Origin of the sequence: Kitasatospora sp. NPDC093679, from assembly GCF_040683455.1 — a bacterium.
In the GTDB taxonomy this organism is placed as follows: domain Bacteria; phylum Actinomycetota; class Actinomycetes; order Streptomycetales; family Streptomycetaceae; genus Kitasatospora; species Kitasatospora arboriphila.
Genome location: NZ_JBFBDW010000011.1, coordinates 32,365 through 48,406, shown reverse-complemented (window position 1 = coordinate 48,406; position 16,042 = coordinate 32,365). Strand labels below are relative to the sequence as shown.

Genomic DNA, 16,042 nt, shown 5'->3' with positions numbered 1-16,042 from the left:
TCGACGATCTCGCACGGCAGGCGGTCGACCTCGGTGGGGCTCCGCCCCGGGTGGTGGACCCGCTCCTCGCACACGGGCACCTGGACGTGGTGGTCCGGGCGAGCAGGGCAGCGGCGGCTGCACCGAGGAACCACCGTTCCAGGCCGTGGATCGTGGTCACGGATGGGAAGGTCAGGCCCGGGGCGCTCCGAGGAACCGCAGCACGGCCAGGACGCGGCGGTGGTCCGCGTCGACCACGGGCAGGTCGAGCTTGGCGAAGATGTTGTTGATGTGCTTCGCCACGGCGCTCTCGCTGACCACCAGCGCCTGCGCGATGCCGGCATTGGAGCGCCCCTCGGCCATCAGGCCGAGCACCTCCCGTTCGCGGGGGGTCAGCCGCGCGAGCGGGTCGCTGTCGCGCCGCAGCAACAACTGGGCGACGACCTGCGGATCCAGGGCCGTTCCCCCGTCCGCCACCCGCCTGACCGCCGCCACGAAGTCGGCGACATCGGCGACCCGCTGCTTGAGCAGGTAGCCCACACCGCTGGTGTTCGCAGACAGCAGGTCAGCCGCGTACCGCTCCTCCACGTACTGCGAAAGCAGCACCACCGCCGTCCCCGGCCAGCACCGACGGATCTCCATCGCCGCCCGCACCCCCTCGTCGGTGAAGCCGGGCGGCATCCGGACGTCGATCAAGGCGAGTTCGGGCCGGTGCTCCGCCACCGCCGCCAGCAGCCCCTGCGCATCGCCGGCTTCCGCGGCGACCTGGAACCCGCCCGTCTCCAGCACCTTGATCAGGCCGACCCGCAACAACACCGAATCCTCGGCGATCACCGCGCGCACGGCAGCTCCGCGGTGATGGTGGTGGGCCCGCCGACGGGGCTGCTGACGTGGAAGGCCCCGTCGAGGGAGCCGACCCGCTTGGCCAGTCCGGTCAGCCCCGTGCCGGCGGCGGCGTCGGCACCGCCCAGCCCGTCGTCGGTGACGCGCACTCGCAGCACCTCGCCGACCCGACGAACCGTCACCTCCGCACGCATCGCGTTGGCGTGCTTCGTCGCATTGGTCAGCGCCTCCGAGATCACGAAGTACGCGACCGACTCCACGCTGGGCGCCACCCGCTCCTCCAGACCGACCCGCAGCCGCACCGGCAGGGGCGTGCGGGCAGCCAGCCCGGACAGCGCCGCGTCCAGGCCCCGGTCTTCGAGCACGGCCGGGTGCAGCCCCCGCACCAGGTCATCGAGTTCGGCGATCGCCTCCTTCGCCTCCAGGTGCGCTCTCGCGATCACCTCGCGGGCATCACTCGGCAGGTCCGGCCGGGTGGCGACGGCCAGACCCAGGTTGACCGCGAGAGACACCAACCGCTGCTGGGTGCCGTCGTGCAGGTCACGCTCGATCCGGCGGCGCTCCGCGTCGACGGCCTCGATCAAGTCGGTCCGGCTCACGGCCAGCTGATCGACCCGCTCCTGGAGCCGCTGCGCCCGGCTGGGCCCGAGCAGGCCCAACGCCAGCCGCGTCTCGGCCCGGGCCACTGCCCGTGCGGTCCGGGGCAGGGCGCACAGGAGGAGGAGTCCAGCCGCTGTGTAGACCGGCAGCTGGGTCAGGTAGCCGAACCGGTCCTGGCGGATTCCGGTCGGCAGCGCCCATGCCCAGGCGTAGACGATGACGCCCGCCAGGCCCGCCGCCGCCAGCGCGAGCACCAGCAGCTCCAGCAGCGCGAGCAGCGGGCCCAGCAGGAGGTGGTAGCCGATCTTGCGCCAAGGCCGCGTCACCGTGAGCCACCGGGCGGCCGAGGCCCACGTCCGTCGTTCCGGCGCGGCGGGGGTGAGCCGGGGGACGCCCACACCGATGAGCGCCCGGTAGCGGGCCCGCTGAACGGCCGTCAGCACCGGGGTGCCGAGCAGGATCAGCGCGGCCGACACGGACACCGTCAGGAGCCGGTTCCCCGTTTCGGCGGTGGTCGTCGCCGCCCAGGCCCACACGGGCACCAGCGCCAGGTGCGGCGGCACACCGGCGGCCAGAAAGCCGGTGTCCCGCCGTGCCCGGAGGGCCGAGCGTCTCAGCCCGGCTGGAATCGTCATGGCACGACGCTAGGGCACCGCAGGAGGACGGCGCCATGAAGCCTGCACCCCATTTCATGGTGAACCTAGTACCAGCTGCAGATCTTGATCTTGGCCTGTGGGCGGACAGCATCTCGGGTCGGCAGGTCGGCTTCTGCCGGCCGCCGGCAGGTAGACCGGGCCCGGTGGAGCAGGCGCCACGCCCCCGGTGAGCACCGTCATCAAGTTCTTCGTGGCACCGGACGCCGAAGCTGCCGCTGCTGTCGCGGAGGGTGGTCCCGACGGGGTCTTCGAGTCCCCGGCCTTCGGCAACTTCGATGTCGAGGAGGCTCCGATCGAGCGGGAGGGCATCAGTCGGTCATGCCGGCGCCGACGACACCGGGCCCGTGCACGGAGCAGCCACCACCGACGTCAGGCCCTCCAACGGTCGTGATCAAGATCTACAGCCGGAGCACCAGGAGCAGCCCTCACGGCTCCCGGTGGGCGAAGAAGGCGCTCATGCCGTCGACGTCCGAGAGGTAGCTGTCGATCGCGGTGATCACGCCGTCCCGCACGGTGAGGACGGTGGCGAGGTGCTCGTCGAGTTCGCGGCCGTCGGCGGAGAGGGCGGTGTTGTGGAGCGAGAGGGCGACGCCGTGCTGGCCGACGAGGACGTGGAGCAGTTCGGTGCGGACGCCGCGTCCGGCGATCTCCCAGGCGCGGGTGGCGGCGGCGTCGCGGCCGTGCACGGCGCCGGAGATCGTTCCGCTGCCCGGCATCGACCAGACGACGTCCTCGGCCAGCAGTGCCCGCAGCCCCGCGTCGTCGCGTGCCCCGAACGCGGCGAGGAACCGCTCCGCGACCCGTGCGTGTCCGCTGCTCTCCACCATTCCGGCTCCTCCCGAGGGCGATTCGTCCTGACCGACCCTAGGCCGCCGCGCGGCGGTCCGAACAGCCCTCGACGGGTGGTGTTGATACCGGTGTCAGCAACACCGGGACGCCCGCGAGGGCCACCGTCCGCCGCCGACAAGGAGATCCGTCCGTTTACCGGTCAGTAGCCAATTCGTCCCGGAGCCTTGACGGGTGCTTTGCCGCTCGCGATTCTCGGGTGGATCCCGCACGGCATGCGCAGTACAAATCCCCCCACCGCCTCCCGATGAAGCGAGGTGCGATTCCTTGACCACGCATCACCGCCGCAGAAGCCGCACGGCCACCGCCCTCGTGGCGCTGCTTCTCGCCCTCACCGCCGGTGCCTTCGGCGCCGTCCGAGCCCCCGCGGCGCACGCCGCCGGCGGCTGGTGGGAGCCCGCGGCCCGACCCGCGCCCGACTCGCAGATCAACGTGACGGGGGCGCCGTTCACCGGTACCGACGCCGACGGAAACGTCCGCGGCTTCGTGGACGCGCACAACCACCTGATGTCCAACGAGGGTTTCGGCGGCCGCATCATCTGCGGCGCGACCTTCTCCGAGAAGGGCGCGGCGGACGCGCTCAAGGACTGCCCGGAGCACTACCCCGACGGCGCGCTCGCCCTGTTCGAGAACGTCACCGGCGGCGCCGACGGCCACCACGACCCGGTGGGCTGGCCGACCTTCAAGGACTGGCCGGCCCACGACTCGCTGAGCCACCAGCAGAACTACTACGCCTGGGTGGAGCGCGCCTGGCGCGGCGGCCAGCGCGTCCTGGTCAACGACCTCGTCACCAACGGGCTGCTGTGCTCGATCTACCCATTCAAGGACCGCAGTTGTGACGAGATGACGGCGATCCGGCTGGAGGCGCAGAAGAGCTACGACCTGCAGGCGTACATCGACCGGATGTACGGCGGACCGGGCAAGGGCTGGTTCCGGATCGTCACCGACAGCGCGCAGGCGCGGCAGGTGATCGAGCAGGGCAAGCTGGCGGTCGTCCTCGGGGTGGAGACCTCCGAGCCGTTCGGCTGCAAGCAGATCCTGGACATCGCCCAGTGCAACGAGGGCGACATCGACCGCGGCCTCGACGAGCTGTACAAGCTCGGGGTGCGCAGCATGTTCCTGTGCCACAAGTTCGACAACGCGCTGTGCGGCGTCCGCTTCGACGAGGGCACCATCGGCGTCGCGGTGAACGCCGGGCAGTTCCTGTCGACGGGCACGTTCTGGAAGACCGAGAAGTGCGCCGGCCCGCAGCACGACAACCCGATCGGTCTGCCGACCGCGCAGGCGGCGTCGCTGCTGCCGAAGGGCGTGCAGATCCCGACGTACGCGGGCGACGCCCAGTGCAACACCCGTGGCCTCACCCGGCTCGGCGAGTACGCCGTGCGCGGCATGATGCAGCGTCACATGATGCTGGAGGTCGACCACATGAGCGTGAAGGCGGCCGACCGCGCCTTCGAGCTGCTGGAGTCGCAGGCGTACCCGGGTGTGATCTCCAGCCACAGCTGGATGGACCTGCAGTGGACGGAGCGGCTGTACCGGCTCGGCGGGTTCGCCGCGCAGTACGCGCACTCCGCGGAGGGCTTCGTCGCCGAGGCGCACCGCACGGAGGCGCTGCGCGACCGGTACCACGTCGGGTACGGCTACGGCACGGACCTGAACGGGGTCGGCGGCTGGCCGGGTCCGGTCGGCGAGGACGCCCCCAACGCGGTGCGCTACCCGTTCCGCACCGCCGACGGCGGATCGGTGGTCGACCGGCAGGTCACCGGCGACCGCACCTGGGACTACAACAAGGACGGCATGGCGCACGACGGCCTCGTGCCGGACTGGATCGAGCAGATGCGGCTCAGCGGCGGCCAGGACGTGGTGGACGACCTGATGCACGGCGCCCAGTCCTACCTGGACACCTGGAAGGCCACCGAGGGCCACCGGCCGGGCACCGACCTCGCCGCGGGCCGGACCGCCGCCGCCAGCTCGTCCGAGTGGTCCCTGTTCACCAGTTACCGGCCCGGCCGGGCGGTGGACGGCGACCGGGGCACCCGCTGGGCGAGCGGCTGGAGCGACGACCAGTGGCTGCAGGTGGACCTCGGTTCGCTGCGGACGGTGAACCGGGTCACCCTCGACTGGGAGCGCGCCTACGGCCGGGAGTACCGCATCGAGCTGTCGGCGGACGGCGGCACCTGGCACACCGCCTGGTCGACCGCCGCGGGCAACGGCGGCATCGACACGGCCTTCTTCGACCCGGCCCCGGCCCGCTACGTGCGGGTGCACGGCGTCAAGCGCGCCACCGGCTGGGGCTACTCGCTGTACGAGGTCGGCGTCTTCGGCCCCTGACCGGGGCCGGAGGGAACGAGTGGGGCCGGCGTCCGGACGGGCGCCGGCCCCACCCCGTTCGACGGGTACGGCGGTCAGGCCGCCGGGGGCTGCGCCGGTGCGGCCGCGGCCGGCTCGCCCCCGGCGGCGGCCGCCGGGGCCTTCCCGGCGCCGGCCGGGAGGAGCTTGCCCAGGCCGACGAAGAGCAGCACGAGGCCGGCGGTCAGCAGGATGTGCCCGAGGCCGGCGATCCCGGCGATCGCCGCGCCGCTCTCGCGGCCGAGCACGGTCAGCGTCCCGTGCACGGTCATCATGCCGACGGTGAGGGCGAGGCCCGCGTTGTAGATCCAGTAGAACCAGGGGAAGAGTCTGCTGCCGGTCAGTCCGAACTGCTTCTCCAGCACCAGCACGACGAGGAAGAAGAGCATTCCGAGGGCCAGCAGATGGGTGTGGACGACGCCGAGTTGGGAGTCGCCGGTGAAGTCCTCGGCCTTGGTCAGCTCGCGGTAGTACAGGCCGCTGACCACGCCGAGGATCATGTAGACGTGCGCCGTGTTGAGGATTCTCCGCATACTGCTCGCCTCCGGACCGGTGGGATCGTGAGGCCCCACCCTCACCCGGAATCCGATGATCCATCAACCGGGTTGCCGGTGAAGGTCCCGTGATCTCCGGCCCGCCGCCGCGGCCCGCCCTCCCCCGTGGCCGCACGGTCGCGGCGTAGGCTCGAAGGCATGGCGGACGCGCAGTTCACGGTGCGGGCGATCGGACGGGTGGAGTCGGCGCTGCGGTCCCGGGCCGAGGCCCCGAGGCAGGGCGACGAGGGCGCCCCGGAGGCCTGTCTGGTCTTCGAGCCCGAGGTGGCCGGGGGGCTGCGCGAACTGGCGGCCGGCCAGGAGGTCCTGCTGCTGACCTGGCTCGACCGCGCCGACCGCGGGGTGCTCGCCGTGCACCCGCGCGGCGACCTCGCCCGTCCGGAGACCGGCGTCTTCGCCACCCGCTCCCCCGACCGCCCCAACCCGATCGGGCTGCACCGCGTCACGATCCTCGCCGTCGACGGGCTGCGTCTGCGCGTCAGCGGCCTGGAGGCCCTGGACGGCACCCCGGTCCTGGACGTCAAGCCGGTCCTCCCCGGATCCGCCGAGCGCTGACCCGGCCTCCCCCGTCCCCGGCGCGCCCCTCCGATCCGGCCGCCGCACCGACCCCTTGCCAATTGGTATAGGCCAATCGTAGGCTCCAGGGCGGCTGACGGTGTGTCGGGTCCACACCGCCGCGCCCGCAGGCTCCCCGGGTTCGCACCTCTCCCCCACAACCGGCCCGAATCCGTACGAGGAGAACCATGTCCTGGACCCGCAGAGTCCTCGCCGCCGGCGTGCTGACGGCCGGCGCACTGGCCGCGACCGCCGGCACGGCCGGTGCGCACGGCTCGCTGTTCGGCCCCACCAGCCGGGTGGCGGCCTGCTACGCCGAGGGCCCCGAGCACCCCCAGTCCCAGGTCTGCAAGGACCTGGTCGCGATGAGCGGCACCCAGCCGCTGTACGACTGGAACGAGGTCAACATCGCCGACGCGAACGGCCGCAGCCAGCAGATCATTCCGGACGGCAAGCTGTGCTCGGCCAACCGCGACAAGTACAAGGCGCTCGACATGGCCCGCACCGACTGGCCGGCCACCTCCGTCACCGCGGGCAGCAACGCCTTCAACTTCCGCGTCACCGCCCCGCACCAGGGCGTCATGACGCTCTACATCACCAAGAGCGGCTACAACCCGACCCAGCCGCTCAAGTGGTCCGACCTCGACCTGGCCAACCCTGTCGCCCAGTACGCCACCGGGCGGACGGCGACCAACGGCTACTACACCTTCAACGGCACGCTGCCCAGCCGCACCGGCCGCCAGCTGGTGTACCTGGTCTGGCAGCGCACCGACAGCCCGGAGGCGTTCTACGGCTGCTCGGACGTCGACTTCGGCGGTTCGGCGGCCGCGGCCGGCCTCGCCGCCCCGATCGCGCCGGGGACGCCGACCGAGCAGCAGCTCGTCGCCGACGCACCCAAGTCCACCGTGAGCCACCACGACCACGGCGCGGCGGCGGCCGCGGCGACCGCGGAGCTCGCGGCGGCCCCGGTCACGCCGGCCACCGGCTCGGCCTCCTCCGCCGTGCTGCTGGGCGTGGTGGGCCTGTCGCTGGTCTCGGCCGGCGCGTCCGGGGTGTACCTGTACCGGCGCATCCGGACGGTGGCCGCCGCCGTCTGACGGGTCGCCCCTGCCGGGCCGGGAGCGCAGCGCGCGTCCGGCCCGGCAGGGCACCGCCCCGCACGATGACGCCGCACTCGGACGACTCCGAAGCGCCGGCCGGGTGTTGGTCGGGCGACGGGCGGATCACGGCTCCACGACGTGCCGGGCCGGCCGCCCCGCCGCGGCGATGGCGTCGGCGCGCCTCGCACCGCCGACCCTGGGGAGCCCATGCGCGTCCGCACCACCGCCCTCGTCTGCACCGCCGTCCTCGCGGCCGCGACCGCCTGCGCCGACCCCGGTCCTGGGGCCACGGCCGGCGGGCCCGCCGCCGCTCCGGTCTCCGGCCCGACCCGGGCGGTCGGCGACGCGGCCGCCGTCACCAAGCGCCTGCTCGCCGCCGGACTCCCGGTGAGGCTGACCGTCACCTACACCGGCGCCGACGACCCGGACGGGCTGCTCGGCCGACCCGGCCGGTACACGTCGAAGGCCGCCTTCGACGACACCCGGGTGTCCGACAGCCCGCTGGCCAGGGAGGAGGCCGCCGGACGCCGGCGCGACGCCGTCTCCTACGGCGGCGCCGTGGAGGTCTTCACCGCCCCGGAGGACGCCGGGGCACGGGCCGACGACCTGGCCGGCCGGCAGCAGCCCGGGGCGGGCGGTGCCCGGCCCGACTACGTGTACCGCTCGGGCGTGGTCGTCGTCCGGGTGTCGCACCTGCTGACGCCCGAGCAGGCGCAGGCCTACGCGCGGGCGATCGGCTGACCGCTGCCGCTGCCGCTCAAGCCTGGGCCGGAGGCCGGACGGGGGACGTGACCTACCGGATCGTCGGGCGCCGCCCGCCGTCCGGCAACCCGGACGACCGCACGCGCCCACCCGTTCCGGCCCGGAGGCAGCGGGGGAGGCACCGGCCCGGGACCTCTGGGATCCTGGCCGTACCACGCCCCCACGCCCAGCGAGGAGCGGACATGTCCGGACAGTTCGAGGCGACCGTCGAGATCGACCGGCCGGTGGACCAGGTCTTCGCCTATCTGGCGGACGGCCGGCACGACCCCGAGTTCAGCCCCCGCGTCCAGCGGATCACCAAGTCGCCGGACGGCCCGACCACCGTCGGCACGGTCTTCCGCAGCACGGTGAAGGACGCCGGGATGAAGTCGGCCCGCGAGTTCCGCATCACCCGGTTGGAGGCACCCCGCACGGTCCGCTGGGCCGAGCAGAGCAAGAACCTCATCACCGCCGAGGGCGGCTACGACCTCGAACCGCTGCCGGACGGCCGCACCAGGGTGCGGATCTTCAACGAGCTGGAGGGCCACGGCCTGGGCCGGCTGCTGCTCGGCCCGGCCCTGCACGCCGCCCGCAAGGACGCACCGGCCTTCGGCGAGCGGATCAAGAACGCGGTCGAGCACTCCTGACGACCCGGTCGGCGGCGGTCCGCAGCGCCGTCGCCCCGCCGGGACAACCGGTGGGCGCACCCGCGGAGTTGCCGTCCGGGCGGGCTCCGGCGACCGTGGGGAGGTGGAGTGCCGCCGGGGCCCGTCGGACGGGTCCCGGGTCCGGCGGATCAGCGCCGGAGCGGCTATGCGCCGAGCACGCCGGCCGGTTCGCGGGTGTGCGTCCCGGACCTCCGCGTCCGCGGGGCACCCTGCCGGCCCGAGCGCAAGGGAGCAGGACATGACCGAGGCCCGACCCGGAGTCGACGGGCAGCCCTCCGCCGGAGCGCCGCCGACCCCGGCCCGGCCGGACGGCCGCCGCGGCGAGTCGGCCGCGGACCTCCGGCGGATCGGCGTCAACCCGGACTTCTGGTACCCGGTGGCCGTGTCGCGGAAGGTCAAGCGGCAGCGCACCTTCGCCGCCGTCTTCGCGGGCGAGCGGATCGCGCTCTACCGCGGCCGCAGCGGCAGGGTCTACGCCCTGGAGGACCGCTGCGCGCACCGCCAGGTGCCGCTCAGCATGGGCGTGGTGGAGGACGAGATCCTGCGCTGCTGCTACCACGCCTGGGCCTACCGCGGGAACGGCCGCATCTCGCAGATCCCGTACCTGCCGAAGGGCTGCGAGCGGCCGCCGCGCGGAGTGCGGTCCTTCCCGGTGCGGGAGGCCTTCGGGCTGGTGTTCGTCTTCCCCGGCGATCCGGAGAAGGCCGAGTCCGCGCCGTTCCCGGTGCTGCCGGAGTTCGGCTCGCCCACGCACCGCACCATGACGTTCTCCCGCACGGTGAAGTGCCACTACTCGTTCATGCACGAGAACCTGCTCGACATGAACCACCAGTTCCTGCACCGCGGCGTGCTGGGCCGGATCAGGCCCGAGCTGCTCGGGTACGAGAGCGGGCCGCGGTCCGTGGAGGCGCGCTACCTCTTCGTGCCGGCCGGCGGCCGCAAGGACCGCGGCGCGGGCCTGCTGTCCGCCGAGGGCTTCGGCGGCAAGGACCGCCCGGACGTCATCACCATCCGCACCGAGTACCCGTACCAGACCCTGCACGACGTGCCGGAGGACGCCGAACTCCCGGCGTTCTCGCTCTGGGCGGCGTACGTGCCGGAGGACGCCGAGCAGCGCACCAACCACGCCTACGGCCTGCTGATGATCGCCAAGCCGCCCGTCCCCGGGGCGCTGCACGTGGCGTGGCCGTTCATCCGGCGGTTCACCGAGCGGGTCTTCGCACAGGACCGGATGGCGGTGGAGGCCGAGCAGCGGGCCTGGGACGAGCAGGGCGCGGACCGCAACCACGAGGTGTTCCCGCTCATCCTGGACGTCCGCGACGTGCTGCGCAGCAACGGCGTCCCGATCTCGGCGCAGCCGGCCGCGGGCCCCGGCGGGGCACCGTCCCCCGACGGCTCCGCCGCCCGCGCCGGTGAGGGGCTCGCCGGGGCGTCCGCCGAACCGCAGTCGGCCGATCGGAGACAGCCGTGAAGGACCTGAAGTTCGAGCAGAAGCGCTCTCTGTCGCGGATCGAGGCGGCGGCGCAGCTGGAGGCGCTGGCGGCCGCGCTGCGCCACGGCGGATCGGCCGAGCTGGAACTCGGCCCGGGAGTGCTCACGCTGCGCGTCCCCGACGAGCTCCGCACCGAGTTGGAGGTGGAGTCGGGCGAGGGCGAGATCGAGGTGGAGATCGAGCTGAAGTGGTCGACCGGGGAGGCCGCGGACGGCTGAGCGGGACGGACCGCCGCGACCGACCGACGGGGTCGGCGGGGCAGCGGGTCGAGACCGGCGGGAGCGCGCCCGGAGGGGCGCGCTCCCGCCGGTCCGTGCCCGCCCCGCCGTTCGTCACGCCATAGCAGAAGATCTCGATCCGGTGCGGAGCTGAACCCGAAGTCCGCCCGCACGAGCGAATCCGGCTCCGGACCCCTCCATGACAACTCCCGGTGCGGCAAGTCTGGTTGGCGGCAGCGACCGGCGGACCGACGGGCCCGCCGCACGGCTGCCGGGCACCGGCGTGCGAATACCTGGCCGAAACCCTGGCACGTTCCACATGAATGCACTGATTCACCTGCGCAGTAGTGTTTTTGAGGACTCGTCAGACATGTCCGGAAACCAGCTATGCTTCTTCCGGCTCGGCCCGCCGCACCGCCGTCGCACCAGGTCACCCGGACCGACGCGGGTGCCGCGCCGCACGCCAGACGCAGCCCCCACGTCCCCCGGAGCGGCCGCCGCCCGTCCGTCCCCCGCCACCCGCTCGATCGCTTGAGGATGCCGATGCTTCGTGCTGGATCGCCCCCCGCCAACCGGGTCTCCGCTCCCGTCCTCGGGTGGCTCCTGCCCACGGTGGTGACAGCGACGGCCGTGGTCGCCGCCGTCTCGGCGGTCTCGTCCGGCGCCCGCGCGGGAGTCCTCTGGTGCGGGCTGGCGTGCACGGCGGCCGTGGCCGCGGCCGCCGCCGAGGCGGCCCGCCGGGGGCGCGCGCTGACCGCCCTGCGGGAGCAGTGCGCCCGGCAGGAGGAGGAACTGCACGCCCGGCTGGCCCGGCAGCAGGCCGAAACGCTCGAACTGGCCACGGTCGCCCTGCCCGAGGCGGTGGCCCGGCTCCAGCGCGGCGAGTTCCCCGAGGACGTCCTCAAGGCGTTCGAGCGCCGGGAGGCCGGCGCCGCCACCGAGTTCCGCGCCGCGCGGGAGGCCGTGCTGCGCACCGTGCTGGACGCGGTCGACAACGAGGAGGGCATGCGCGAGTCCGCCCAGCGGGCCTTCGTCAACATCGCCCGCCGCGTCCAGGCGATCGTCCACCGACAGGCCCAGGACCTGCGCACCATGGAGGACCGGCACGGCAACGATCCGGCCGTCCTCGACGACCTGCTGCTGCTCGACCACGGCAACGCGCTGATCGGCCGCCTCGCGGACAGCATCGCCGTCCTCGGCGGCGCCCGGCCCGGCCGCCAGTGGAGCCGGGCGGTGCCGCTGTACTCGGTGCTCCGCGGCGGCATCTCCCGGATCCTCGACTACCGCCGCGTCGAACTGCACCCGGTCTCCGAGGTCGCCGTGGTCGGCCCCGCGGTGGAACCGCTCATCCACGCGCTCGCCGAGCTGCTGGACAACGCCACCCGCTACTCGCCGCCGCACACCAGAGTGCACCTGTCCGCCGCCGAGGTGCAGGCCGGGATAGCGATCGAGATCGAGGACGGCGGCCTCAGCCTCAGCGAGGAGGGCCGGGCCCGCGCCGAGCGCATGCTCCGGGACGCACAGGCCGGCATCGACCTCAACGACCTCGGCGAGACCCCCCGGCTCGGCCTGGCCGTGGTCGGCCGGCTCGCCCAGGCGTACGGCTTCCAGGTCTCGCTGCGCCCGTCCGCCTACGGCGGGGTGCGCGCGGTGCTGATCGTGCCGCAGCAGCTGATCACCACGGCCCCCGCCACCGGCCGGGCGCACGGCATCGGCGCCGCCGCGGGCCTGCGGCCGGTCCCGGGCGCGATCCCGCAGCCCGCCTCCGAGCCCCGGCCGTACGGCCGGACGACGGCGGGCGCGTTCTCCGCCGGCCAGTCGTTCGGGTCGAACGCGGGGGTCCTCGCGGAGTCGGGCCGTACGGACGACGAGATTCCGGTGGTGGCCGAGCGGGCCCCGAACGGGTTGCCGCAGCGCCGCCGCCACGCCAGGCCCTCCCGGCCCGGCCCGGAGGTCTCCCGGGTCCCCGAGCCGGCCCAGGCACCGGTACAGCCCGGCATGTGGCTGGCCGCGTTCCACGAGGGGGTGAACGGCCACACGCCGTCCACCGGTACGGCCGGCCCCACCAGTGAAGAGTCGGCAGGGAAGGGCGAGCAGTGATTCAGCAGCGCAGCAACATGGACTGGATGCTCAAGGAGCTGGCGAACGGCGTCCCGCACACCCGCCACATCATCGTGCTGTCGGCGGACGGCCTGCGGATGGCGCAGTACGGCACCGACCCGGACACCGCCGACCGCCTGGCAGCCGCCTGCGCCGGCCTGCAGAGCCTGGCCACCGCCGTGGGCCACGAGTTCCCGCACGGCGACGGCCGGATGCGGCTGGTGGTGATCGAGGTGAGCGGCGGCTTCTTCTACCTGATGTCCGCCGGCGCCCGGGCCTACCTGGCGGTGCTCGCCGACGAGGGCGTGGACGCGGGCCTGATGGGCCAGCGGATGCGGGACCTCGTCGCCCGGATCGGCGAGCATCTCAGTACACCGCCCCGCAACGGCGAGCAGGTCGCATGAGTGCAGGCGACCAGGACTGGGACGAGGGCATCCCCGAACGTCTCTATGTGATCACGCGAGGCCGCAGCGGCCTGGCCGAGCAGGCCACGTTCGACCTGGTCACCCTGATCGTCTCCCGCGCGGAACCGGCGCCCACCATGCAGCCGGAACTTGCGGCGATCCTGCGGATCTGCGGTTCGCCGCTCTCCGTGGCCGAGATCTCCGCCTACCTCGGGCTGCCGACCAGCGCGGTCACCGTGCTGCTGGCGGACCTCCTCGCCGACGGACGGATCGAGGCGCGCTCCCCCGTCCCGCAGGCGATCCTCCCCGACCGCGCCCTGCTGGAGGCGGTGATCCATGGACTACAGAGGCTCTGACACGCTCGCCGGACCGGCGAGCGCGGACCTGCTGCCCGACTCGGCCACCATGGCGGTCAAGGTGGTGATCGTCGGCGGCTTCGGCGTCGGCAAGACCACCCTCGTCGGATCGGTGAGCGAGATCCGGCCGCTGACCACCGAGGAGACGATGACCCAGGCCGGCGCGGGCGTCGACGACCTGGCCGGGATCGAGCGCAAGACCTCCACCACGGTGGCGATGGACTTCGGCCGGATCAGCATCACCGACGAACTGGTGCTGTACGTCTTCGGCACGCCCGGCCAGGAACGCTTCTGGTTCCTCTGGAACGGGCTGTTCGAAGGCGCGCTGGGCGCGGTCGTGCTGGTCGACACCCGGCGCCTGGAGGTGAGCTTCGACGTGATCGGGCGGCTGGAGGACCGCGGCGTGCCCTTCGTCGTGGCCGTCAACTCCTTCCCGGAGTCCCCCGGTTACCCCACCGAGGACCTGCGGGCCGCGCTCGACCTGGACCCCGAGGTGCCGATCGTCGCCTGCGACGCCCGGACCCGCGAGTCCAGCAAGGACGTCCTGCTCACGCTGATGCACTACCTGTACGGCCTCTCCGCCCGGGCGGCCCGGTGACCCGGCCGCCCGGCTGACACTCCGCCGCCCGTCCCAGCACCGCCCGCCCGTCCCCGACGAACCGCCACACGCGACGACCCCGGAGCCATCGTGACCTCGCCGTTCCCCGAGAACACCTCCGCCACCCCGCCGCCCGGGTGCCCCGCCCACGGGCTCGGCCCCGACGGTCTGCGCCGCCTCTACGGCCCCGAGGCCGAGGCCGACCCGGCCGGCCTGTACGAGAAGCTGCGCGCCGAGCACGGCGAGGTGGCCCCCGTGCTGCTGCACGGCGACATCCCCGCCTGGCTGGTCCTCGGGCACTCGGCGAACCTCGCCGCGATGCGCACCCCGTCCCGGTTCTCCCGGGACTCCCGCCGCTGGACGGCCTTCCAGAACGGCCTGGTCACCCCGGAGTCCCCGCTGATGCCGGTGATCGCCTGGCAGCCGCTCTGCGTGTTCGCCGACGGGGAGGAGCACCGTCGGCTGCGCGGCGCGGTGACGGACGGCCTGAACCGCTTCGACCGGCGCGGGATCCGCCGCTACGTCACCCGCTTCGCCGACCAGCTGATCGAGGAGTTCGGCGCGTCCGGCCGGGCCGAACTGGTCTCCCAGTTCGCCGAGCACCTGCCGATGCTGGTGATGACGCAGCTGGTCGGCATGCCCGAGGAGTACGGACCGCGGCTGGTCGAGGCCGCCCGCGACCTCATGAAGGGCACCGAGACGGCGATCGCGAGCAACGACTACGTGGTGGCGACGCTGCGCCGGATGATGGAACGCAAGCGGGAGGCGCCGGGTGCCGACCTGGTGAGCTGGCTGATGCAGCACGAGGCCGGGCTCACCGACGACGAGGTGCTGGAGCACCTGCGGGTGGTGCTGCTCGCGGCGAACGAGACCACCGTCAACCTGATCGCGGACGGGCTGAAGATGGTCCTCACCGACCGGCGGTTCCGCGCCCACCTGTCCGGCGGCCAGATGACGCTGCCCGACGCCCTGGACCAGGTGCTCTGGGACTCCCCGCCGATGCTGCTGGTCGCGGGCCGATGGGCCACCGGCGACACCGAGCTCGGCGGGCAGCAGATCAAGGCCGGCGACATGCTCCTGCTCGGCCTCGCGGCCGGCAACGCCGACCCGGCCGTCCGCCCGGACCTGTCGACGCCGCTCTTCGGCAACCGCTCCCACCTGGCCTTCGGCAGCGGACCGCACGAGTGCCCGGGCCAGGACATCGGCCGGGCCATCGCGGAGACCGGCATCGACATCCTGCTGACCCGCCTGCCGGACCTCCGACTCGCCGTCCCCGAGGCCGAGTTGACCTGGACCTCGGCCTGGATCTCCCGGCACCTGGTCGAGCTGCCGGTGAGCTTCTCCCCGCGCACGGCCGAGTCCGCGCCGACGGCCGCGGCCGCCCCGCCGGTGGTACCGGCGACACCGACCGTCCCGGCACCGGCCTCACCCGCCGCACCGGCCGTCCCGGCCGCAGCCCCTGCCCCGGAGCCGGTCGCGGCGGTGGTGCCGCGCCAGCGGCGCAGCTGGTGGACGGCGCTGACGAGCGTCTTCCGGCGCTGACCGCGTCACGGACCGCCCCACGGACCGCAGGTCCCGGGGCGGCTCCGGTGGTGGGTGGTGGATGGTGGGCGGTGGTCAGCGGCTGTCGTAGGCCCGACGGGCCGCTTCCACCGCCGGGAGGGCGCGCTCGACCCAGCGGCCCAGGCCGCCGACCAGGTCGGCGGCCTGCTCGCCGAGCGGGGTGAGGCTGTAGTCGACCCGGGGCGGGATGACCGGGTGGGCCTCGCGGTGCACGAAGCCGTCCCGCTCCAGGGTCTGGAGGGTCTGCGCCAGCATCTTCTCGCTCACTCCGGCGACCGCGCGGCGCAGCTCGCTGAAGCGGTAGCCGCGCTCGCGCAGGGCGATCAGCACCAGGACGCCCCAGCGGCTGGTGACGTGCTCCAGGATCCCGCGGGAGGGGCACATCCGGTCGGTGACGTCTCCGATGACGGCGGCAGGGGC

Annotated in this window: 17 protein-coding genes; 12 read left to right on the top strand and 5 right to left on the bottom strand. The window is 73.6% G+C overall.

Features of this window, described 5'->3' with window-relative positions:
• Positions 1-171 precede the first annotated feature (171 nt).
• From AB0O09_RS12075 to AB0O09_RS12065, 3 genes are all read right to left on the bottom strand, one after another.
• A complete protein-coding gene (locus AB0O09_RS12075) occupies positions 172-822 on the bottom strand; it encodes a response regulator transcription factor (RefSeq protein ID WP_363541483.1) in 651 nt (216 codons plus the stop codon).
• Positions 810-2,057, bottom strand: a complete 1,248-nt coding sequence (locus AB0O09_RS12070) for a histidine kinase (protein WP_363541482.1) — start codon at positions 2,055-2,057, stop codon at positions 810-812. The genes AB0O09_RS12075 and AB0O09_RS12070 overlap by 13 nt, the downstream gene beginning before the upstream one ends.
• Positions 2,058-2,503: 446 nt before the next feature.
• Positions 2,504-2,905: a nuclear transport factor 2 family protein gene (locus AB0O09_RS12065; RefSeq protein ID WP_363541481.1), complete on the bottom strand. Its 402-nt coding sequence runs from the start codon at positions 2,903-2,905 to the stop codon at positions 2,504-2,506.
• Positions 2,906-3,191: 286 nt separating this feature from the next.
• Here AB0O09_RS12065 and AB0O09_RS12060 point away from each other — a divergent pair, with 286 nt between their 5' ends.
• Positions 3,192-5,255, top strand: a complete 2,064-nt coding sequence (locus AB0O09_RS12060; RefSeq protein WP_363541480.1) for a discoidin domain-containing protein — start codon at positions 3,192-3,194, stop codon at positions 5,253-5,255.
• A 74-nt stretch (positions 5,256-5,329) separates the two neighbouring features.
• On the opposite strand, the gene AB0O09_RS12055 is transcribed toward AB0O09_RS12060, so the two are convergent.
• The gene (locus AB0O09_RS12055; protein ID WP_363541479.1) at positions 5,330-5,806 is read right to left on the bottom strand and encodes a DUF2871 domain-containing protein; all 477 of its coding nucleotides are present in this window, start codon (positions 5,804-5,806) and stop codon (positions 5,330-5,332) included.
• 159 nt (positions 5,807-5,965) lie between these two features.
• Here AB0O09_RS12055 and tsaA point away from each other — a divergent pair, with 159 nt between their 5' ends.
• From tsaA to AB0O09_RS12000, 11 genes are all read left to right on the top strand, one after another.
• Entirely contained in the window at positions 5,966-6,382 is a 417-nt protein-coding gene (gene tsaA / locus AB0O09_RS12050) for a tRNA (N6-threonylcarbamoyladenosine(37)-N6)-methyltransferase TrmO (RefSeq protein WP_363541478.1), read from the top strand.
• A gap of 188 nt (positions 6,383-6,570) precedes the next feature.
• Positions 6,571-7,479: a lytic polysaccharide monooxygenase gene (locus AB0O09_RS12045; RefSeq protein ID WP_363541477.1), complete on the top strand. Its 909-nt coding sequence runs from the start codon at positions 6,571-6,573 to the stop codon at positions 7,477-7,479.
• Positions 7,480-7,689: 210 nt separating this feature from the next.
• On the top strand, positions 7,690-8,223 hold the full coding sequence (locus AB0O09_RS12040) for a hypothetical protein (protein WP_363541475.1): 534 nt from the start codon (positions 7,690-7,692) through the stop codon (positions 8,221-8,223).
• A 203-nt stretch (positions 8,224-8,426) separates the two neighbouring features.
• Positions 8,427-8,870, top strand: coding sequence for an SRPBCC family protein (locus AB0O09_RS12035; RefSeq protein WP_363541474.1), 444 nt, complete (start codon positions 8,427-8,429; stop codon positions 8,868-8,870).
• Between the two features lie 259 nt (positions 8,871-9,129).
• On the top strand, positions 9,130-10,362 hold the full coding sequence (locus AB0O09_RS12030) for an aromatic ring-hydroxylating dioxygenase subunit alpha (RefSeq protein ID WP_363541473.1): 1,233 nt from the start codon (positions 9,130-9,132) through the stop codon (positions 10,360-10,362).
• Positions 10,359-10,601 (top strand): amphi-Trp domain-containing protein, encoded by a 243-nt coding sequence (locus tag AB0O09_RS12025; RefSeq protein ID WP_344626925.1) that lies wholly within the window; start codon positions 10,359-10,361, stop codon positions 10,599-10,601. Before AB0O09_RS12030 ends, AB0O09_RS12025 begins: the two co-directional genes overlap by 4 nt.
• 543 nt (positions 10,602-11,144) lie before the next feature.
• Positions 11,145-12,701, top strand: coding sequence for an ATP-binding protein (locus AB0O09_RS12020; RefSeq protein ID WP_363541472.1), 1,557 nt, complete (start codon positions 11,145-11,147; stop codon positions 12,699-12,701).
• Complete coding sequence (locus tag AB0O09_RS12015) at positions 12,698-13,105, top strand: roadblock/LC7 domain-containing protein (protein ID WP_344627735.1); 408 nt, start codon at positions 12,698-12,700, stop codon at positions 13,103-13,105. Before AB0O09_RS12020 ends, AB0O09_RS12015 begins: the two co-directional genes overlap by 4 nt.
• Positions 13,102-13,461 (top strand): DUF742 domain-containing protein, encoded by a 360-nt coding sequence (locus tag AB0O09_RS12010; RefSeq protein WP_344627736.1) that lies wholly within the window; start codon positions 13,102-13,104, stop codon positions 13,459-13,461. Before AB0O09_RS12015 ends, AB0O09_RS12010 begins: the two co-directional genes overlap by 4 nt.
• On the top strand, positions 13,442-14,059 hold the full coding sequence (locus tag AB0O09_RS12005; RefSeq protein ID WP_363541471.1) for an ATP/GTP-binding protein: 618 nt from the start codon (positions 13,442-13,444) through the stop codon (positions 14,057-14,059). Before AB0O09_RS12010 ends, AB0O09_RS12005 begins: the two co-directional genes overlap by 20 nt.
• 90 nt (positions 14,060-14,149) lie before the next feature.
• Positions 14,150-15,601, top strand: coding sequence for a cytochrome P450 (locus AB0O09_RS12000; RefSeq protein WP_363541470.1), 1,452 nt, complete (start codon positions 14,150-14,152; stop codon positions 15,599-15,601).
• 75 nt (positions 15,602-15,676) lie between these two features.
• Here the strand turns inward: AB0O09_RS12000 and AB0O09_RS11995 are convergent, their stop codons facing one another.
• A complete protein-coding gene (locus AB0O09_RS11995) occupies positions 15,677-16,006 on the bottom strand; it encodes a helix-turn-helix domain-containing protein (RefSeq protein ID WP_363541617.1) in 330 nt (109 codons plus the stop codon).
• Positions 16,007-16,042 lie beyond the last annotated feature (36 nt).